We start from the raw sequence: 20,875 nt of genomic DNA, 5'->3' as shown, positions 1-20,875 counted from the left end.
CAAGAATAGAAAAATGTTTAAAAAATATAATGTAATTGTCGTTGGTGCGGGGCATGCCGGATGTGAGGCAGCGGCGGCAGCAGCTAACTTAGGTTCGTCCACTTTACTCATCACAATGAATATGGGAGTAATAGCCCAAATGAGTTGTAACCCCGCTATCGGTGGTGTAGCAAAAGGACAAATTGTAAGAGAAATTGATGCTATGGGCGGATATACTGGTATCATAGCAGATAAATCAACCATTCAATTCCGAATGCTCAATCTTTCGAAAGGTCCAGCTATGTGGAGTCCACGTACACAAAATGACCGAATGCGTTTTGCTGAAGAATGGAGGTTACAATTGGAGTCTCTTCCAAATTTAGATATGTGGCAAGATACCGTAAAAGAAGTTATCGTCAAAAATGGAAAAGCTTGCGGTGTCATCACTTCGATGGGAATAGAAATAGAATCGGACGCTGTGGTACTGACCAATGGAACTTTTCTAAATGGTGTAATTCACATTGGCGATAAGAAATTTGGAGGCGGTAGAACAGGAGAGAAGGCAGCCACAGGTTTAACCGAACAACTTGTTTCCCTTGGTTTCGAATCAGGAAGAATGAAGACAGGAACTCCACCACGCATAGATGGGAGAAGCCTCAACTATGCATTAATGGAAGAACAGTGGGGCGACGAAAAAAGAGGGCGGTTTTCTTATACAGATGTAGAAATACCTACTGAGCAACGCTGTTGTTGGATTACCTACACAAACGATAAAGTTCACGAAATGCTTCGTACTGGGTTTGAAAAATCACCCATGTTTACGGGACGCATCAAAGGATTGGGTCCGCGTTATTGCCCTTCTATAGAAGATAAAATAAATCGCTTTGCCGAGCGTGAAAGACATCAGATATTCGTGGAGCCCGAAGGTTTTAAAACAGTAGAAATCTATGTCAATGGATTCTCGACTTCATTGCCGGAAGATGTACAATTAAAAGCTTTGCAATTAATCCCTGGTTTTGAAAATGCAAAGATGTACCGACCAGGTTATGCCATAGAATACGACTACTTTCCACCAATGCAATTGGATCTAACCCTAGAAACCCAATTGGTGAAACATCTATTTTTTGCAGGACAAATCAATGGGACTACTGGTTATGAAGAGGCCGCCGCTCAAGGTTTCCTAGCCGGGATAAATGCGCATCAACGCATCAACGATGATAAGGAACTTATTCTAAAACGATCCGAATCTTATATAGGTGTATTGGTCGATGATCTCGTAACAAAAGGAACTGAAGAGCCATACCGTATGTTTACATCAAGAGCAGAACATCGTCTACTTTTGCGCCAGGACAATGCTGATATTCGCCTAACCCCATTAGCTTATAAATTGGAATTAGTAGGAGAAGAAAGACTCAAAAAAGTGCAAGACAAAATTGATAACTCAACTAAAATAATTGAGTATCTAAAACAAAATTCAACCAATGTCGAAAAGATGAATGCAGTATTAGCAGAAGTTGGCTCGAGCGCTCTTCCTCAGAAAACAAGGTTGAGTAATGTACTTGCGAGACCACAAGTTGGTATCCACGATATTCTGAAAGGAGATGAAGGCTTTGCAAATTATGTATCCCAATTTGATAACGACACCATCGAACAAGCAGAGATCAATCTCAAATATGAAAGCTATTTCGATAAAGAAATGGAAATAGTTAATCGTATGAAGAAGATGGAAGATAGAGAAATAAACCCTGATTTCGACTACAGCTTGCTAACGTCATTATCCATTGAGGCAAGACAAAAGCTATCAAAGGTAAAACCACGTACACTGGGACAAGCCTCAAGAATCTCGGGTGTTTCACCTTCCGATATCACTGTATTGATGGTACATATGAGTTAAACAACTGATATACAAATACTTATATATAAAATATTACATAGCTTAAAATAAGCGATTTAAGACAATATTCTATTTTTTATGACAACTTCTTTAAAAGAAAATAAAAGTGGTTCAAAAAGGCTAAAAAGTAGCTTAAAAACAAGATTACTTATTTTAAGCATGTTTGTTATACTTATTGGCTTGTCCATACAATGTGCGAGCATACAACAGCCTACGGGGGGGCCAAAAGATTCCATTCCCCCGAAAATACTACTGGAAAGTCCTACGAATTTTTCGAAGAATTTTACAGCAAAAAAAATAGTTATCACTTTCGACGAGTATATCAAACTGGCAAATCAGCAAAAAGAATTCAGTATTACGCCAGACATGGGGAGTAACCCAGAATTCAAGGTCAAGAAAAAAAATCTAGAAATTACCTTACCTGATTCTCTCGAAAAAAATACTACTTACAGCATATATTTCGGTAAAGGACTAGTCGATTATAACGCAGGAAATGCACTGGTCAATTATGCTTATGTATTCGCAACAGGAGACAAAATAGATTCGCTCAGTATATCCGGTAATGTAAAAAGCGCAGTGACCAAAGAGGTCCAAAAAGATGTTAAAGTCTTATTGATCCCCACTAGCCAAGATTCCATTTTCGGGAAGAAGAAAGCGAATATATTTACGACAACAGACACTGCAGGCAATTACAAACTAAACAATTTGAGAGAAGGAACCTATCGCATTTACGCACTTCAAGAAAAGAACAATGATAGGATCTATAATGGCGCTGATGAAGAAATAGGTTTCCTAAAAGACTCTATCGTGCTAGCGCGAGACTTAAACAATATCAATTTGGAGATATTCAAAGGAACCCCAAAAAAGTTTAGAACGCAAGAGAAGAAATTTGAAAAAAATGGAAGTATACTTCTTATTTTTAACAGGCGAGTGGACAAACCCAAACTCAATATCCTAAATGATGAAGTAAACAACAAGGATAAAATAGTACGCTTTTCAAATACATCAGACTCCGCTACTTTGTTTATTCCAAATTTAAAAATAGACTCCCTAAAGCTGGTTCTGACAGAAAATGAAAGGCCATTGGACACCATTCTAATTAGAAAAGGGAATGTAAAAATAGAGCAGACAATTGATCCTATTTTTACCCCGAATAATGGGCGAGTAGATCGGATTACACACCTTCAGGTATCTGCATTCACACCGATCAAGAATATAGATAAAACCAAGTTGAAATTCAAAGAAGACTCATTGGTCCGAACCAATTACCAACTTGCCGTTGATACAGCGAATAGCAATATCTACCATATTCGATATAATTGGAGAAAAGATAAAAAGTACCAAATTGAGTTTACAGAAGGCGCCATAACAGGCTATTTTGGCGAGCAGAATAAAGAGAAAAAGCTGGATTTGACTTATGACGATAGTGAAAACTATGGGGATCTGACATTTGATTTTACAGATCTAGATAGCAATATAACATATCTGGTAGAGTTAATCAATGAGAAAAAAGATAAAGTCTACCGCGTCGACAAAATAAACATGAACAATCCGACCGTCGTATACAAACAGTATCCAGGAGGAAAGTATAGCATACGTGTAATTCGCGACGACAATGATAATGGAATCTGGGATACCGGAGATGTCGAAAAGAAAACCTTTCCGGAACCTGTTATATATCTAAATAAAGTATTTACGATACGTGCTAATTGGGAACAAAAAGATAGTTTTTCATTGAATGGCCTCAAAAAAGAATAACTGAGGCCATTCTAAAATAATAATTTAAAACACTGCTAATTCGATTAAGCTAAAACCAAGAACTGTATAGAACATAATTATGTGGTAGCTGCTGCAATAGATCTTTCTGCTCTTCAGTAAGTGCCTTTATCTTTTTCGCAGGTACCCCAGCATATAGAAATCCCGATTCACAGCGGCTGTTTTCTAACACCACTGCTCCAGCTGCTACAATAACATTCGATTCAACAATAGCATTATCCATAACGATAGCTCCCATACCAATGAGTACATGGTCTTCCAAAATACATCCATGTACCATAGCCTGGTGGCCTATACTTACATAATTTCCAATCGTTGTACCGCATTTCTTATAGGTACAATGTATAACAGCACCATCTTGAATATTCGTATAATTACCAATACGAATATAATTGACATCTCCACGTATTACAGCGTTAAACCATACCGAACAGTGATGCCCAATCTCTACATCGCCTACAATCGTTGAATTAGGTGCTAAGAAGCATTCTTCGGCTATCAATGGAGATTTATCCAAAACAGGTAAAATAAGTGCCATATTCCTTAAAAAATTGTGTCCTGTAGTACTTCCGAATGTTTAGGGTAGTCAGTTGTATAATGCAATCCCCTACTTTCTTTCCTCAACATAGCTGATTTTGTCACAATATAAGCTACTTGGATAACATTACGCAATTCACACAATTTAACAGAAAGCCTGGTATTTCGATAAAATTCTTCAGTCTCCTCATATAACAGATGTAATCGTTTAAGGGCTCTTTCCAGCCTAAAATCGGAACGAACAATACCAACATAGTCACTCATAATCTTTTGGCATTCGCGCAAATTATGACTTACTAAAATATCCTCATTTGAAAGTGAAGTTTTAGAATCATCCCATTCCGGAACGTCAACAATATGGTTAATCAATCCTATCGACTTTGTGGCGTCTAAGAAAATACGATGCGCATAAACAAGTGCTTCAAGAAGCGAATTAGAAGCCAATCTGTTTGCACCATGTAGTCCAGTAGAAGAACATTCACCGCAAGCATATAAATTAACAAGGCTACTGCGTCCAAAATCATCGACATAGATACCCCCGCAGAGGTAATGCGCAGCCGGTGTAACTGGTATAAAATCCTTCGCCATATCCAGCCCGATCGAAAGGCACTTTTCATAAATGTTTGGAAAATGCTTGATAATATCCTGTTTATCCCGATGCGTAATATCGAGGTAAACATAATCTATACCTGATTTCTTCATCTCGGCATCAATAGCTCTAGCAACGATGTCTCTTGGTGCCAAGGAAGCACGTTCATCGTACTCCTCCATAAAAGATTCACCATTGATCCTCCTTAAAATTCCCCCAAATCCACGTACAGCTTCGGATACCAAAAATGCAGGCGAATCCTTTGGATTATATAAAGAAGTAGGGTGAAATTGCATAAACTCCATATTACGTACCTTACCTTTTGCCCGATACACCATCGCTATACCATCTCCAGTCGCGATAGTTGGATTTGTTGTACTTGAATAAACATGACCGGCTCCGCCAGAGGCCATCACGGTGACCTTACTCAAAATCTGATCTACTAAATGTGATGAGGTATTAAAAGCGTAAATTCCATAACAGGTAATGTCTTCCCTATTTTTATCCACGTACTCACCCAGATGATGCTGTGTAATCAAATCAATGGCAAAGTAATGTGTTACAATTTCAATATTGGGATCACTATGTGCTTGAGCCAATAATGCACGCTCTATTTCGTAACCAGTTATATCTTTATAATGTAAAATACGATGAGCTGAATGTCCCCCCTCTTTTGCCAGGTCATACAAGCCCGATTCCTCCTTGTCAAATGATGTCCCATATGAAATAAGTTCTGCTATCCGTTCCGGTGCTTCTCTTACTACGTTTTCCACAATTTCAACATCGCATAAACCATCCCCAGCAATCTGAGTATCAATGATATGCTTTTCAAAGCTATCTGACTTATCCACAACGGCAGCCACTCCCCCTTGCGCATATTTTGTATTAGACTCATCCTCATTGGACTTAGTGACTATCAATACTTTACCGAATTTCGATGCCTTTAAAGCAAAGCTCAATCCAGCAATACCTGATCCAATGACCAAAAAATCTACCTTTCTATCTGCCATATAAATTAAAATTCACAAACTATCCCCAAAAGTGACGATTCAAATTAACGAAAAATGTGGAAAACGTGTAAATAAAAGGTTAAATAAAAATGAAAAGTATTTAACAATTCACAAATCCCCTATTTCGAAGCCTTATTTCTAAAATTTTTCCGCACAAAAATCCATAGATTTCCACATTTTCTAAACAAAAACTATTCAACAAAAATATATGGAAAATAAAAAATACGATAAATTAGAATTTTAAAAATCAGCTCTTTAATAGATAAATCCTGTTGAAAAATTGTTGAAAACTCATTAAAAACCTAAAATCAAAATTGAAATAACCTAATTTATACCACTTTTCCACACCATAATAAACAATAAGAGATTTTCTATTTTAAATAATTAGTATTTATTGAAAAAAAAGATTGTGGAATACGTTCGAAAATCTTTGTTTAGTTTTGTCAAGTTCGATTAGAGGCGGTTAGATTTCGATATCTGGGAATTATAAAGTCCCCTATTGAAATATTTAATTCTAATTGAGTTTATATTATTTTTTTAATTTCCTATTGGCTTTTGAAGCGCTTTAGGATTGGATATTTATTTTATTTTTTTTTGTATATGAATTTAAAGTAGTTTCAGTGCGTTATTTATATTTTTTTTAGGAAAAATTTAGTTTTAAACCGGTTTATATTTGGATATTTTCCCTTATTGGATCTTATTTCAATTTTATTGGATTGTAACTGATAGAAATTGATGAAGGAATGGTTTAATTCTCATTTTGGTGCTATGAGATTTCAATATTTTTGGTTTTCAACCAGATAAATTCTTTTATTGAATTCTAATAGCTACTAATCTTTGCTTTGAAATTTCTTTAAAAAGGTAATTTACTTGATTTTGCTATTTGGATTTTAAGTCGTTTTAGGATTGCTTATTTGCTTATTTTTTTTAAAAATATTAGAATATGGCCTTCTCAACGAGTTTAAATTGGAGTACGAAATTTTATAATTTTATCAGCAAATTTTTCAAAATGAAAATTGAACCTTAATGGTTATTGGAATTTTTTATTCCTGGATCGGTTTATCGTATTCGGATTGGCTATAATATCGGTTTGGTTTTGGCGGAATTGAATTTTAAACAGAATCTCAAGCCTATTGTTTAAAAATAAACCCGGTTAAAATTGGATATTTATACAAAATTTGTTTTCAGTGCTTTTTATTGCATTCTATGCGTTTAAATAGTGAATTTTTTGCGATCTAAGTGAAATTTTAAAATTAGCTTGTTTATAATTTTGGATTGCAAATAATTTCTTCAAATAATTTATTGTAGAACAAACAATCTTACTATATTTGCAGCCCAACATCCCTTAGATGGAGGAATTATCCAAATTTAGATCAGTGAGATTCGAATATTCTGGATTATTGTTATGGAGTATCTTTTTATATCATTCTCAGAGCGTATTTTTCTAAAATAAAGCCCTTATGGATTGAATATATTGACTTGATTCGCTATTTGTTTCGAATATTTAATTCTAAGCGACTAAGTTGCTTTGAAAATGCGTTGTCAGTCGCATATTTAGTGTTATCTTTTAATATTATCTATATATTTGACTATCAAGCGGTTTAATTCACTAAATTTAATATAAATATGAAAATTTATATTTTTTAACAAGTTTATATTTCGTTATTATATTTATTAGTATTTTTTAAGTTATATTTGTTGGATTTTTTGCGGTTTATACTATAATTATCGCTAGATGCTTGGTCTAGCCGGATATACGCTCGGATTCTGTTATATTGAGCTTTTGAGGGAGTTATTTACTGGATTCTTATCTGATACTCGGTATAATTTATTCTATTTTGGTGGGATCCATCATTTATTCTTGAATTTTGTAAAATTGAATTGTGAAAATTTCATTAAAGCCTCTTAGAATTAAATAAATTCACTATCTTATATTATAGTAGCCAATATTTAATTCTTATCCGCTTTATTTTGGATGCTGTATGCATCATTTAGTCATATATTTTATTTTCCGAGAAATACTCTCTTCTAGATTCGCTTCTACTTGACTCTTTTAGATTTTCTTATAAATATCCAATTCTTATAGGGTTTATTTGAACTATTTCATTCAACGCTATCGACCCTGAATTGGCATAAATTTACATCGCTACATTCCTATATTCATTTCTATAAGCTGTTAGTATCTTTATATGTAAATGTAAAAGCACTTATTCCAGAGATTATTGTTTTGTATTGATTGTCTATGACGTATTTTTATTGATGAAAATTGATTTTCGCCCAATTCTGGCCTCCGTTGCTGTATGTGGTTGGTAAATGGAAAATATATAAACTTCAAATATTTGCGATTAGAATGGCATATTTAGGGAAGATGATGATACAATATACTATAGACGATTCTGAGGGCGTTTATTTTATTTTCGAAGCTATTTTGTACGCTTTCAATGCTGCAGGCATATACAGTTTACTCCAAATTTACAAAATAAACCCGCTGAGAATTTGATATAAAATTATTGATCAATCCAGAATCCATTAATCTTGCCTATACGAGCTCAAAAACGTTTTTTAATCTGAAATGTTAATAAATAAAGCTTCCTTTTCTGCTATATTTTTCATTGTTTTGTAATATGCCTAAAAACGTTCCTTAGGCTATGAAGGTTGGATGCGGATGAAACTGATTTTCGAAGATCGAAATAATGTGAAATAAACCCTTTCAGCTTTTGGTATAAATGAAGAGTTCGAATAGTTTCCTAAATATTCAAGTCTAAAAGAGTTTATATGGGCGTAATATTGTTTAATTAAACTTTATATAAATTAATTTAACTATTAATTTTTGTAAACGTTTAATTTGTATTTTTTTAATAGGTATTTCACTGTCAGTTCTGCAAGATCATGTAATTGGGCAACAGTTGTAGTTGTTCGATCAAATTTGAAAACTGACATTATCCAATAAGCTAGGCTCGGTAGATCCGTTGTAATCTATTATTGATTAATAAGAGGTTTTATATCAGTGTTTTATCTGTTATTATCTAATAATGCATCACATTCAAGCGAGCGGTATATTACCACGACCTGATTAATTTGCTTTTAATTGACTTTTATATATCTAACAATGCTTATTTTTGCTGTTCATAAAAGTTGAAACTACTCGCATGGAAATTGTAAATTATGAGCTTCAAGCAAAAGGTTATATCGATGCTCCGATTGATCCCTCACTGGATTTGATTAAAGAGATCCAACGGTTAAAGAAAGAAAAGAACGCTGTCATCTTGGCTCACTATTATCAAGAGTCTGAAATTCAAGATATAGCGGATTATATAGGAGATAGCCTTGGTTTATCCCAGGAAGCTGCGAAAACTGATGCAGATGTAATTGTTTTTGCTGGAGTACATTTCATGGCTGAGACGGCTAAAATACTTTCACCGACGAAAAAGGTTCTTCTGCCAGATGCCAAAGCAGGTTGTTCGCTATCAGATTCTTGCCCACCGCATCTTTTCGCTAAATTTAAGGAACAATATCCTGATCATTTGGTCATCACTTATGTAAACTGTACAGCGGAATTGAAAGCGCTTTCCGATATCGTATGTACCTCTAGTAACGCTGTTCAGATCGTAGAGAGCCTGCCAGCGGATCAGAAAATCATTTTTGGCCCGGATCGTAATCTCGGAGCATACGTTAAAAAGAAAACTGGACGAGATCTTGTGCTTTGGAATGGTGCATGTATGGTCCATGAAATTTTTTCTCAAGATAAAATTGATCGTTTGAAAAGCGAGCACCCTGATGCTAAGTTTATTGCCCATCCGGAGTGTGAAGATCATATACTGGCGATAGCCGATTATGTGGGATCGACTGCCGGCATGCTTAAATTTACCCAGACAGATACGGCCCAGGCTTATATTGTTGCTACAGAATCAGGTATTCTCTACCAAATGCAAAAAGCAAGTCCACATAAGACTTTTATCCCTGCACCTCCTAATAATGCCTGTGCATGTAATGATTGCCCGCATATGAAGCTTAATACGCTTGAGAAGCTATATAACTGTCTGAAGTATGAATCGCCTGAAATCCTTCTTCCCGAGGATGTTATTCTCCGAGCCCAGCGTCCTATTGAACGTATGTTGGAAATATCGGCAAGTTTAGGCTTATAGAAATCTGCATAATTTTTGATCATACCAAGATAATAACTGATTGGTTTTCAATGGTCAATAATAATTTCGTTGAGCTGTTTATATGCAGTTCAACGAAAAGAGTCCAATGTATAAGCAGGGGGGCATTGGTCTTATAGTAAAACTTATTTTGTAATGCCATCCGGATATCTCTCTGGGAGATGATTATCAGCAGGCATTATCTATATTAAACTTTTAAACTTTTTAGCATGTTTGATTTTGATAACACCGAGCGAACCAATTTGGAAGAAATGGGTGAGTTCGGCTTGATTGATTATATAAAAAAAGCTGTAGAATTAACAGAAAAATCCACAATTAAAGGGATTGGCGATGATGCTGCTGTTCTAGATTTTGGAGGTAAAAAAACCTTGATATCTACTGATCTACTGTTGGAAGGGATTCATTTTGATCTTAGATATGTTCCGTTAAAACATCTAGGTTACAAAGCTGTTCAGGTCAATTTGAGCGATATTTACGCGATGAACGGAATAGCTTCACAAATTACCTTTTCAATAGGTCTGTCCTCAAAATTTCCATTGGAAGCTGTAGAAGAGATTTATCAGGGAGCATTGATTGCCTGTAAGAAATATAATGTCGACTTAATTGGCGGAGACACTTCCGCTTCAGCCCAAGGCTTGGTTATTTCTGTGACAAGCATAGGTTATGCTGATACAGATCAGATCGTTTATCGTAGTGGTGCGCAGGAAGGTGATCTCTTGTGTGTGTCTGGTGATCTAGGGGCAGCTTATATGGGCTTACAGCTCTTGGAGCGTGAAAAGGATATCTATTTAGAAAATCCCAATGTACAGCCTGATTTAGAGGGAAAGGATTATATCGTTGAACGTCAATTGAAACCTGAAGCCCGGAAAGACATTGTTGAATTATTTGCCAAGCTAGGGATCAAGCCAACAGCGATGATGGATATTTCAGACGGGCTTGCATCAGAAATTCTACATATTTGCAGACAATCTGACAAAGGTTGCAGATTATATGAGGAAAAAATTCCATTGGATCAGATGACTTATGATACGGGGCGGGAATTTGGCATTGATCCAACCGTAGCCGCACTTAATGGCGGTGAAGATTATGAACTACTGTTCACAATAGCTCAGGCCGATCATGATAAAATCAAAAACTTACCGGATATTAGCATTATTGGTTATATGACGCCAAGTACTGAAGGCTGTGAAATGATTTCCAAATCAGGGAATCTTTATCCGATAACAGCCCAGGGGTGGAATGCTTTTAAGAAAAAAGACTAATACGAAAAAGACCTGTTCAAAACAGGTCTTTTTTTATGCTTCTTGCTCCTCAAGCCGGAGTTCCTCTACCTCATTTGGATCTCTTTCACCTACATTGAAATTGTTATAGCCTAAGCCCACTTCGATCTGTAATAATCTCTGTTGCAGCATTTCAAGAATTGCTAAAAAGTTATAGACAAACTGTATTTTATTTTCTGAGTTTTTAAGAATTTCTTGAAAATCCAATTTTTTATTGATTTCAATTAGTTCGGCTATTGCTTTCTTCTGTTGTTCAATAGTGTATGGATATTTGACAACTGTATGTGTTACTTCTGGGGGACGATTACGGAATTGATACATCATTTGCTCGTAAATCATCATTAGACTATAAAGGTCGAAGCTATCCAAATTTTCTCCGGTAGAATCTAATTTTAGTCTTTGTTGGATATCATAGCGTATGTTGCCTCGATTGTATAGTTTGAGACGATCCTCCTCCAAGACTCTCAAATCGTCACAGGTCTCTTTAAATTGCTTATAGAGAATAAGTTTTTGAACAAGATCTTCTCTAAGATCGATTTCATTCTCATTTTCATCTAGGTCTAGACGAGGCAAGAGCATTTTAGCTTTAATACGCATCAGTGTCGAAGCAACAAAGATAAACTCGCTTGCCATTTCCATATTGAGCGCTTGCATTTGGCTCACATACGATAAAAAATCATCTGTAATCTTTGAAATCGGTATATCGTGGATATTTAATTCATCCCGTTCGATAAAAAATAATAATAAATCAAAAGGTCCCTCAAATTGAGGAAGCTTGATTTCGTAGCCTTCTTCTACTTGCATATCTTATACAAATTTACATATAAAATCTTTTGGAATAACTTCGATACAAACTATTCATTATTTTATTTGTTGTACCTCAATATGTAAATGCGATTTAATTTTAAAGATTAAATAAAATTGTCGTTACTTTGTACGAACATATCATGTAAATAGCAGTACTATGCAGTTTGAGGCTGGAGAACTATTAAGTAAAATAAACGATCCCTCTGATCTTAAAAAGCTAAAGGAAGACCAATTAGAACAGTTAAGTCAGGAATTACGTCAATTTATTATTGATCAGGTTTCGGTTAATGGTGGTCACTTTGCAGCAAGTTTGGGAGTCGTCGAGTTAACGGTGGCGTTACATTACGTAATGAATACCCCGTACGATCAATTGATCTGGGATGTAGGTCATCAGGCTTATGGACATAAAATCCTAACGGGGCGTCGCGATATATTTCATACAAATCGAATTGAGAACGGAATTTCGGGCTTTCCGAACCGTTTTGAATCTAAATACGATGCATTTGGTGTTGGTCACTCGTCAACATCTATTTCTGCTGCGCTGGGTATGGCTGTTGCCTCTCAGATAAAAGGTGAGAAAGACCGTCAGCATATTGCTGTAATCGGTGATGGTGCCTTGACGGGAGGAATGGCATTTGAAGCATTGAATCATGCTGGAATTTCTAAATCAAATCTTTTGGTGATCTTAAATGATAACTGCATGTCGATAGATCCGAATGTTGGTGCATTAAAGGAGTATTTGACAAGCATTACCACCTCTAAGCGATACAATAGATTTAGAGACGATATAGCAGCAGTATTGACAAAGATTTCAGAAGTTGGTCCCAATGCACTTGGCATTGCCAAAAAGCTTGAAAAAAGCATAAAGGGAACTTTGCTGAAAAATGCTAATTTATTTGAATCTTTAAATTTTAGATACTTTGGGCCAGTTGACGGGCATGATGTTAAAAAATTGGCTAAAACGCTAGAAGATCTTAAACACATACCAGGTCCCAAATTATTACATGCTGTCACTATCAAAGGAAAGGGCTTCGCGTTGGCGGAGAAAGACCAGACGAAGTGGCACGCTCCAGGTTTATTTGATAAAATTACCGGTGAGATCAAGAAGTCTTCGAATGATAAACCGGTAGCTCCCAAATTTCAGGATGTCTTTGGACATACCTTGGTGGAGCTTGCAGAAGAGAATGATAAGATTGTGGGTATAACACCTGCAATGCCATCCGGTTCTTCCATGAATATTATGATGAAAGCTATGCCTGAGCGTGCATTTGACGTCGGTATTGCCGAACAGCATGCTGTTACTTTCAGTGCTGGACTTGCAACTCAGGGACTATTGCCATTTTGTAATATTTATTCATCGTTTATGCAACGGGCCTATGATCAGGTAATCCATGATGTTGCATTGCAAAATCTGAACGTCGTTTTCTGTTTAGACCGTGCGGGCGTGGTAGGAGCGGATGGTGCGACACACCATGGAGCTTATGATATCGCATTTATGCGCTGTGTTCCAAATATGACGGTTTCTGCGCCGATGAATGAGGAAGAGTTACGAAATTTAATGTATACAGCTCAGTTACCCAATAAAGGTCCATTTGTTATTAGATATCCTAGAGGAAATGGTGTTATGCCAGACTGGCGTCGCCCATTTACGGAAATAGAAATTGGAAAAGGACGTCTTATAACAGAAGGGGAAGAGCTTGCTATATTGAGCTTTGGCGCTATAGGAAATGAAGCCGTTAAAGCGGTACAGCAGTTGAATGAATTAGGGATACACCCAGCACATTATGATCTTCGATTTGCTAAACCATTAGATGAAGTCTTACTCCATCAGGTCTTTAAAAAGTTTGATAAGATTATCACGGTTGAAGATGGAAGTTTACAAGGGGGCATAGGTTCGGCTGTATTGGAGTTTATGGCAGATCATGGATATCATAGTCAAGTGGTTCGTTTAGGTATTCCGGATAAGATCATTGAGCATGCTGAACAAAATGCACAGTGGAAGAATGCGCACTACGATGCAAATGCGATCATAGCAGAAGCTAAAAAACTTTGTAATGGAAAATTGACCAGTTCAATGGTCGGATAAAAGTTATACACTATAGAAACAAAGAAGGAGATCCATATGGACCTCCTTTTTTGTTTCTATAGTATAGCCTTTTTGGAGCTCACAATTAATCTCATATGTTGCAATGTGTTTTTTTCTTCCGGATAGATTATATAGATTTTTGTTTAACAGTTGGACATAAATAAGTTGAATCGTCCATTAGCAATGATGTTAAGTTGGCTTTAAATTCTTATAAATTTAATATTAAAAATATATGAACTAAAGATTGTAATTAGCTATTATTTTGGTTAATTTAGATTTAGACCTTAAGGACTGAGACGTAGTTAGTTTGCTACTTTTTTTGTTCTTTTTTTTAAATAAATTTGGAATGTTAATAATTATTTTTAGAGATCAATTTTAGCGCTAGTTTTCCACAATTTTACATAGTAAATATCTGATATATAAAGGTTTATTAATTATTTTATATTTTAGTTTTTTAGCTGATATTTTTTTGTCATCTTCGTTCTCAGAGAAAGTTATCAACATATTTTTTGTCGCGTATTGTAAATCAACTTATTAACAATTTTAGAATGGAAAAAACGTATTCAAGTGTCTGGAATAATTGTCTTTCGATTATCAAAGATAATATACCAGCGCAAAGTTTCAAGACCTGGTTTGAACCTGTGAAAGCAGTCCGTTTGGAGGGTGACGTTTTGACTATTCAAGTGCCTAGCTTATTTTTTTATGAGTGGCTGGAAGAACACTATGTAGGAATTCTTCGTAAGACCGTAAAGAAATTTTTAGGAGAACAAGGTAGATTGGAATACAATATTGTAGTGGAGAAGTCTTCAGCTTCTCATCCCTATACGACTAATCTTCCATCGAACGGCAATGGAGCAGAAGGGAAAAGACAATCTATCCCTGTACCGGTATCTTTAAATAGAGATATCAAAAATCCATTTGTTATTCCTGGATTGAAAAAATTGCAGGTTGATCCGCAATTGAATCAAAACTACACATTCGAAAATTTTATCGAAGGTGAATGTAATCGTCTTGCTCGCTCTGCAGGTTACGCTGTAGCGAATAAGCCAGGTGGTACTTCATTCAACCCTTTGATGATTTATGGTGATGTTGGTTTGGGAAAGACACACCTTGCCCAAGCAATCGGAAATGAAATCAAGAGAAATCTTCCCGATAAACTGGTCATTTATGTGTCTTGTGAGAAATTCTGTCAGCAGTTTGTGGATTCATTGAAAAATAATACAATCAATGATTTCGTTAACTTTTATCAAGCAATGGATGTCATCATTATGGATGATGTACATAACTTTGCCGGTAAAGAAAAAACACAGGATATTTTCTTCCATATTTTTAATCATTTGCATCAATCTGGAAAGCAAATTATTTTGACTTCAGACAAAGCACCTAAGGATTTAGCTGGTTTGGAGGAACGTTTGCTTAGTCGTTTTAAATGGGGATTATCTGCAGATATTCAGATTCCTGATCTTGAGACGAGAATGGCAATTTTGAAGAAGAAGATGTATTCCGATGGTATTGACTTACCTGAAAATGTAGTGGAGTACGTCGCAACACAGATCGATAACAGCGTTCGTGAATTGGAAGGAGCCATGGTTTCATTATTGGCTCAGTCTACTTTGAACAAAAAAGAGATCGATTTGGGCTTAGCAAAATCCATGTTGAAGAATTTTGTGAAGAATACCCATAAGGAAATTTCAATGGACTTTATTCAAAAATTAGTCTGTGAATATTTTGAAGTTCCTGTGGATATGGTAAAGTCGAAAGTTAGAAAGCGTGAAATCGTGCAGGCCAGGCAAATTTCGATGTACTTAGCAAAAGCACATACCAAATCTTCACTAAAATCGATTGGAGCATTCTTCGGAGGAAGAGACCACTCGACAGTCATTTATGCCTGTCAAACCGTAGAGGATTTAATTGAAACTGACAAGAAATTTAAAACTTATGTAAGTGACATTATGAAAAAATTAAAATCTTAATGTCAATTATCGTAAGCAAAACACTAGAAGGGCTGTCCATATTACTTGGACAGCCCTTTTTTAATGTATTTAAGGCCTTGTAAGGCATAAAAAATCCTCTGGATATGCATTACATACCCAGAGGATTTTCATTCGTTCTCGAATGGTTATTGTTGTTGTTGATTGCTCTGTCCGTTACCGGATTCTTTTTGTTCTGTTGTTTCTTGCGTTGCGGGAATGTTTACCGGAGGTCGCTCAGTTACATATTTCTGATAAGCAACTTTTTGTTCATCTGTTAGCAACTGTGCTATTTTAGTATCTGATTCACCCTGTATTTTGGCAATATTCTCCTTTTTGACGTCAACCTTAGTCGTGGAGTCCTGAATGACAGCCGCTATAGCTTTTTCTTGATCCAATACGATTGTTGATACCGCAGTTTTCTGCTCGTCATTTAATGTCAGCTTTGTGACTAATTCAGTCACTACCTTTGTTGCATTTTCTTCCGGTGTTGTTTGTGCTTGTTGTGCAAATGTTAGGCCCATCGCTAGGAAGAAACCTATGCCTGCTAAAAATAACTTTTTCATGATGTTCAATTTTAGATGAAATTATTCAATGTTTTTCTGCTACCTAATTTTACTTTGTTTTCGATTATTGACCAGATTCAGTTTTCGTAGGCTCAGCTGCGGTCGGCACAGCTTTAGCTGGTCTTTCAGTTATGACTTTTTGATAAAGCGATTTCTGATCTTCGGTAAGTAATTGACTGACTTTGGTATCTACTTCAGTCTGTAGCTTATTAAGCGCTTCGCTTTTCGCTTGAGCAGAAGACCCAGTATCTTTTACTATTGTCTGTTCTGCTTTTACCTGATCCAATAGAATAGTTGATACTGCAGTTTTTTGCTCATCATTCAGATGCAGTTTCTGTACAAGTTCAGTCGTTGCTTTAGCAGCTGCATCTTCGGGACTACCCTGTTGTGCAAACGTTAGGCCCATCGCTAGAATGAATCCTATTCCTGTTAAAATTAGCTTTTTCATATCTATTGTATTTAAAAAGTTACAATTAAACGATCTTGCTATAAAAACTCGGAAAGGGGTATTTATATTGTATCAACTATGTTACTTTAACAAAGTTTTAACATTAACTAATTGTAATTCATTGTAATATGGATTTTTATATATGGTGTGAAATGCAAAAATTGATGATATCGCTGTTATTGCACAGTTAACAGGATCGATAAAGTTAGACGAACTTAATTGTGATGATAACGTCAGAATAAAACTGAACGTGAAATAAAAAAGGCCTTGTCAAAAAACAAGGCCTTTTCTAAGATAGCTTTATTAATTGTCGGAACGTTTAGACATTCTTTCTTTCATTTTTTCTTGTTGTTCGTCAAATAGCTTAGCTTGGTCTGGAGTAAGCCATGATTTGATTTTGGTTGTTTGTATTTCCTGAAGCTGCTTAAATTTTTCCATACTCGCTTTTCGATCTCCACCATCATTTCGAAGAGCAGCCCGTTGTTGAGCCTGACTTAATGTAAGGTTATAGATCGAATCTTTTTGCGTTTGATTTAGGCTTAATAATTTGTCTAAATGCTCTACGCGCATTTTAGCTTGTTCTTCAGGACTACGTTGCTGACGTTGTTGGGCAAAAACTCCTGTAGCACTTAAAAATAGACAAGCTACTGCCATTAAAATTTTCTTTTTCATCTTTGTATAGTTTATATCATGAGTGCCGAATATCGGGTATACACTCAATTTGTTCATTATAGACAGAGCGAAAACTTTTGAGATTCTCTGTTTACATATAGAATATAAATTTGATGAAAAAGTTTAGTATAGCATCTGATCTTAACAAAATTTAAGGTTGATTAACACTTTGAGCCACTGCATTATATAGCCTTTCATGGAATATTTCCTGTTGGATAGGGTCGTGAAATTGAAGACCGATCGGCAGATAAGCCAAATCAATTGCAGTAAATTGCTGTTTAAAAGTTTTTAGTCGCTGAAAGTCCTTTTCAGTTGTCAATACGATCTTGTTGCTGCTCGCCAGATCGTGGTAAGATTTTGCAATTTGATTGATATCCGATTCAGTAAAAGAATGATGATCTTTAAAGGAAATGTGTTGGATTGAATTGGTTTTGTTTTGGAGATAATCTACTAAGGGTTGAGGTTTAGCAATACCCGTAACCAAAATAATATCTTTGCCTTTGACATCGATTAGATTTCCTTTACTATTGATGGGTTCAAGATAGTCGATATAGCTAAATACTATTAAAGCTTCTTTGTTATAATACCTGATTTTGTTTTCTATCCGTTTTTTTTGCTCATTAGAAAGATCAATAGGACATTTCGTAATCGTTATGATCTGTGCGCGTTTAGCCTCCATAAGGAGATCCCTAAAGTTTCCTGTGGGAAATACGAACATAGGGTGAGAAAATGATAAAAAATCAAATAATAATATATTGAAAAGAGGCGATAATTTTCGGTGTTGATAAGCGTCGTCCAGAATAATAAGTTGATGAGTTGACTGAAGTTTTTCAACTCCAGTACAACGATCCTCACAAACTGCAACAGTGACAGCCGGAAATTTATTTTTGAACTGTAAGGGCTCATCACCGACATCCATAGCTGATGAATCCGTTTGTACCAGATAAAACCCCTTGGTGCTGCGTCCATACCCCCGACTGAGTATTGCTGTTTTAAAGTGACCTTTAAGGCTGGATACCACAAATTCAGTCATTGGGCTTTTTCCTGTCCCACCAACGGCAAGATTTCCTATAACTACGGTTGGAATGTCAAAAGACCGCGATGGAAGCAGCTTAAGATCATATAATCGATTTCTTATCCACACCACAAGGGCATAGATGATGGTAAAAGGAAATAATAGATATCGTAATAAGCGTATCATTTTGGAACAATGGTTAACCCTACGTCTGTGATTTCTTTCAACGGATTTTCTTTCATGTTCTGTTCGATGGAAATCGTATAAATTCCTGTATCCGGAAATAGGTAATCTTTATGGATGATGGATTGATTGTTATACAAGCTGCCAGAGGATTTTCCAAGCCATTTTCCATCCGGTCTGGCCATTTTTATTTCTTTACGATAAGTATATTGTTTTTTATCTGGGCCTCGTTGGTAAATAAGTACAAAAAGATTGGAAAAAGCATATTCTGTTGTATGACGGACATCCATCAATACATCATATCGTTTGGTTTTGTCGCCGATATGAAATTGAAAACTAGGCGGTGATGTATTCAGCCAAGCTTTATTATCAATGGGTTTATTTTCATTTATGACAAAAGTTTGGTCACAAGAACACCCTATGCCAATACATAACAAACCAATAAGGAAGGGAGAGCTTTTGAGTTTCATGTTTATTTATAAAAAGAATATGCCTAATGGGTTAAAATTAGGCATATTTTTTTATTCTGCTTTCGGTGCAGCATTGTTGTTATTACCTTTGTTTTTATTCCGATGGCGATTAAAACGCTTTTTGGGTCTGTTGTTAGATCCTTCTTTATTCTCTTTATTCGCGCTTGGAGCTCCAGCATCGGTCGAAATCTGAGGTTTAGCACTTTGTCTAGGTGTACTTTGTTCGGACTTCTCAGTTTTTTGTCCAGCCTTACTTTCAGGTTTGACAGTATTGCTTTTGGATTTTCTTTTTTTCTTTCTTTTATTCCGGTCATCAAGTCGAGTTAAGCTATCTTGTCCGACTACATTTTCGTAATCGTAATTGATATTTTTCTCTTCTCTGACTTCATCGTTATCTACTGCACTCGAAATTGCTTCCGGTTTGATCCCCTGCTTATTCATTTCGACAAACTCTTTGACTTGTTGAACGGGAATGGCGATCCAATTTTCAGCTCCAGGAAAAGAGAACCACATCATTTTCTTGAAAATATCGGTCTTTTGAAGATAAGCAACTCCTTTTAGCGTTTCGATGCGGTCGATATTATTCGGGATGTCTTTTAAAGCATCCATGTAACTATCTAATTCATAATTGAGACAGCATTTTAATTTTCCGCATTGTCCCGCTAGCTTTAACGTATTCAAAGAAAGATTTTGATAACGTGCTGCCGACGTGGATACTGTTTTGAAATCCGTTAGCCAGGTTGAACAGCAGAGTTCGCGACCACAGGAGCCGATTCCACCGAGACGGCTAGCTTCTTGTCGCATACCTATCTGGCGCATTTCAATGCGTATTCTGAAAGCTTCAGCCATTTTTTTGATAAGCTCACGGAAATCCACGCGGCCCTCAGCAGTGTAGTAGAAGGTAGCTTTGGTTTTATCGCCCTGGTAGTCAACATCAGAAATCTTCATGGACAAACCCAGGTCCAAAGCCAGTTTACGTGCTTTGTGCATAGTTTCCCATTCGAGATCTTTTGCTGCATTATACTTCTCTACATCCATTTCATTGGGCTTCCGATAGATTTTCTTAGTTACCGTTTCTGGAGTAACATTGTTCTTTTTTAATTGTAGTCTAACCAATTCACCCGTTAAGGAGACATGTCCGATATCATAGCCACCAGTAGAAGGTTCTACAACGACCATTTCCCCCATTTCAAGGTAGGTATTGTCTACATTAATAAAGAAATCTTTTCGTGATCCCTTGAATCGTACTTCGACGATATTAAATGGTTTATAGTTTGAAGGCATATCCATATCGGAAAGCCAGTCATATACATCTAATTTATTACATCCGCTAGTCATGCAAGAGCCATTGTTCTGACATCCTGCTGGTGTACCATTTGTCGTGGTAGTACCGCAACCTCCGCCGGATGAGCAACTGCCACATCCCATAG

Annotated in this window: 15 protein-coding genes; 6 read left to right on the top strand and 9 right to left on the bottom strand. The window is 36.1% G+C overall.

What is annotated here, in order from left to right; translation table 11 throughout:
- Positions 1-13: 13 nt before the first annotated feature.
- Positions 14-1,873, top strand: a complete 1,860-nt coding sequence (mnmG, locus tag IQ31_RS13145) for a tRNA uridine-5-carboxymethylaminomethyl(34) synthesis enzyme MnmG (protein ID WP_145328253.1) — start codon at positions 14-16, stop codon at positions 1,871-1,873.
- A gap of 159 nt (positions 1,874-2,032) precedes the next feature.
- On the top strand, positions 2,033-3,631 hold the full coding sequence (locus IQ31_RS13140; RefSeq protein ID WP_244294478.1) for an Ig-like domain-containing protein: 1,599 nt from the start codon (positions 2,033-2,035) through the stop codon (positions 3,629-3,631).
- A gap of 49 nt (positions 3,632-3,680) precedes the next feature.
- Here the strand turns inward: IQ31_RS13140 and IQ31_RS13135 are convergent, their stop codons facing one another.
- On the bottom strand, positions 3,681-4,187 hold the full coding sequence (locus IQ31_RS13135; RefSeq protein WP_088163398.1) for a gamma carbonic anhydrase family protein: 507 nt from the start codon (positions 4,185-4,187) through the stop codon (positions 3,681-3,683).
- A 5-nt stretch (positions 4,188-4,192) separates the two neighbouring features.
- Positions 4,193-5,785, bottom strand: a complete 1,593-nt coding sequence (nadB, locus tag IQ31_RS13130) for an L-aspartate oxidase (protein WP_088163399.1) — start codon at positions 5,783-5,785, stop codon at positions 4,193-4,195.
- A 3,149-nt stretch (positions 5,786-8,934) separates the two neighbouring features.
- Here nadB and nadA point away from each other — a divergent pair.
- Entirely contained in the window at positions 8,935-9,930 is a 996-nt protein-coding gene (gene nadA / locus IQ31_RS13125; RefSeq protein WP_088163401.1) for a quinolinate synthase NadA, read from the top strand.
- Positions 9,931-10,157: 227 nt separating this feature from the next.
- Positions 10,158-11,210 carry a thiamine-phosphate kinase gene (thiL, locus tag IQ31_RS13120; RefSeq protein WP_145328251.1) on the top strand — a complete coding sequence of 351 codons (1,053 nt, stop codon included), beginning with the start codon at positions 10,158-10,160 and terminating at the stop codon, positions 11,208-11,210.
- A gap of 33 nt (positions 11,211-11,243) precedes the next feature.
- Here the strand turns inward: thiL and IQ31_RS13115 are convergent, their stop codons facing one another.
- Positions 11,244-12,032, bottom strand: coding sequence for a segregation and condensation protein A (locus IQ31_RS13115; RefSeq protein WP_120335635.1), 789 nt, complete (start codon positions 12,030-12,032; stop codon positions 11,244-11,246).
- A gap of 160 nt (positions 12,033-12,192) precedes the next feature.
- Between IQ31_RS13115 and dxs the strand changes: the two genes are divergently transcribed.
- Positions 12,193-14,121: a 1-deoxy-D-xylulose-5-phosphate synthase gene (gene dxs, locus IQ31_RS13110; protein ID WP_088163404.1), complete on the top strand. Its 1,929-nt coding sequence runs from the start codon at positions 12,193-12,195 to the stop codon at positions 14,119-14,121.
- Between the two features lie 548 nt (positions 14,122-14,669).
- Positions 14,670-16,094: a chromosomal replication initiator protein DnaA gene (gene dnaA / locus IQ31_RS13105; RefSeq protein ID WP_046672557.1), complete on the top strand. Its 1,425-nt coding sequence runs from the start codon at positions 14,670-14,672 to the stop codon at positions 16,092-16,094.
- A gap of 146 nt (positions 16,095-16,240) precedes the next feature.
- On the opposite strand, the gene IQ31_RS13100 is transcribed toward dnaA, so the two are convergent.
- From IQ31_RS13100 to IQ31_RS13075, 6 genes are all read right to left on the bottom strand, one after another.
- Entirely contained in the window at positions 16,241-16,657 is a 417-nt protein-coding gene (locus IQ31_RS13100) for a hypothetical protein (protein WP_088159743.1), read from the bottom strand.
- 64 nt (positions 16,658-16,721) lie between these two features.
- Positions 16,722-17,105, bottom strand: coding sequence for a hypothetical protein (locus IQ31_RS13095; protein ID WP_088159744.1), 384 nt, complete (start codon positions 17,103-17,105; stop codon positions 16,722-16,724).
- A gap of 303 nt (positions 17,106-17,408) precedes the next feature.
- A complete protein-coding gene (locus IQ31_RS13090) occupies positions 17,409-17,777 on the bottom strand; it encodes a hypothetical protein (RefSeq protein WP_145328250.1) in 369 nt (122 codons plus the stop codon).
- 151 nt (positions 17,778-17,928) lie between these two features.
- Entirely contained in the window at positions 17,929-18,978 is a 1,050-nt protein-coding gene (lpxK, locus tag IQ31_RS13085; RefSeq protein ID WP_145328249.1) for a tetraacyldisaccharide 4'-kinase, read from the bottom strand.
- The gene (locus IQ31_RS13080; protein WP_145328248.1) at positions 18,975-19,445 is read right to left on the bottom strand and encodes a gliding motility lipoprotein GldH; all 471 of its coding nucleotides are present in this window, start codon (positions 19,443-19,445) and stop codon (positions 18,975-18,977) included. The genes lpxK and IQ31_RS13080 overlap by 4 nt, the downstream gene beginning before the upstream one ends.
- A 51-nt stretch (positions 19,446-19,496) precedes the next feature.
- Positions 19,497-20,873 (bottom strand): PSP1 domain-containing protein, encoded by a 1,377-nt coding sequence (locus tag IQ31_RS13075; RefSeq protein WP_208734247.1) that lies wholly within the window; start codon positions 20,871-20,873, stop codon positions 19,497-19,499.
- Positions 20,874-20,875: the final 2 nt, after the last annotated feature.

The organism is Sphingobacterium siyangense (assembly GCF_007830445.1).
GTDB classification, from domain to species: Bacteria; Bacteroidota; Bacteroidia; order Sphingobacteriales; family Sphingobacteriaceae; genus Sphingobacterium; species Sphingobacterium siyangense.
This window is presented reverse-complemented; position numbering and strand designations above follow the sequence as displayed.

Excerpts from the sequence above, each read along its gene's own strand:
- nadA (WP_088163401.1), top strand. The coding sequence starts at position 8,935 with ATGGAAATTGTAAATTATGAGCTTCAAGCAAAAGGTTATATCGATGCT.
- IQ31_RS13095 (WP_088159744.1), bottom strand. The coding sequence starts at position 17,105 with ATGAAAAAGCTAATTTTAACAGGAATAGGATTCATTCTAGCGATGGGC.
- IQ31_RS13140 (WP_244294478.1), top strand. The coding sequence starts at position 2,033 with ATGTTTGTTATACTTATTGGCTTGTCCATACAATGTGCGAGCATACAA.
- IQ31_RS13075 (WP_208734247.1), bottom strand. The coding sequence starts at position 20,873 with ATGGGATGTGGCAGTTGCTCATCCGGCGGAGGTTGCGGTACTACCACG.
- IQ31_RS13100 (WP_088159743.1), bottom strand. The coding sequence starts at position 16,657 with ATGAAAAAGTTATTTTTAGCAGGCATAGGTTTCTTCCTAGCGATGGGC.
- IQ31_RS13115 (WP_120335635.1), bottom strand. The coding sequence starts at position 12,032 with ATGCAAGTAGAAGAAGGCTACGAAATCAAGCTTCCTCAATTTGAGGGA.
- mnmG (WP_145328253.1), top strand. The coding sequence starts at position 14 with ATGTTTAAAAAATATAATGTAATTGTCGTTGGTGCGGGGCATGCCGGA.
- dxs (WP_088163404.1), top strand. The coding sequence starts at position 12,193 with ATGCAGTTTGAGGCTGGAGAACTATTAAGTAAAATAAACGATCCCTCT.
- nadB (WP_088163399.1), bottom strand. The coding sequence starts at position 5,785 with ATGGCAGATAGAAAGGTAGATTTTTTGGTCATTGGATCAGGTATTGCT.
- IQ31_RS13135 (WP_088163398.1), bottom strand. The coding sequence starts at position 4,187 with ATGGCACTTATTTTACCTGTTTTGGATAAATCTCCATTGATAGCCGAA.
- IQ31_RS13080 (WP_145328248.1), bottom strand. The coding sequence starts at position 19,445 with ATGAAACTCAAAAGCTCTCCCTTCCTTATTGGTTTGTTATGTATTGGC.
- IQ31_RS13090 (WP_145328250.1), bottom strand. The coding sequence starts at position 17,777 with ATGAAAAAGAAAATTTTAATGGCAGTAGCTTGTCTATTTTTAAGTGCT.
- lpxK (WP_145328249.1), bottom strand. The coding sequence starts at position 18,978 with ATGATACGCTTATTACGATATCTATTATTTCCTTTTACCATCATCTAT.
- thiL (WP_145328251.1), top strand. The coding sequence starts at position 10,158 with ATGTTTGATTTTGATAACACCGAGCGAACCAATTTGGAAGAAATGGGT.
- dnaA (WP_046672557.1), top strand. The coding sequence starts at position 14,670 with ATGGAAAAAACGTATTCAAGTGTCTGGAATAATTGTCTTTCGATTATC.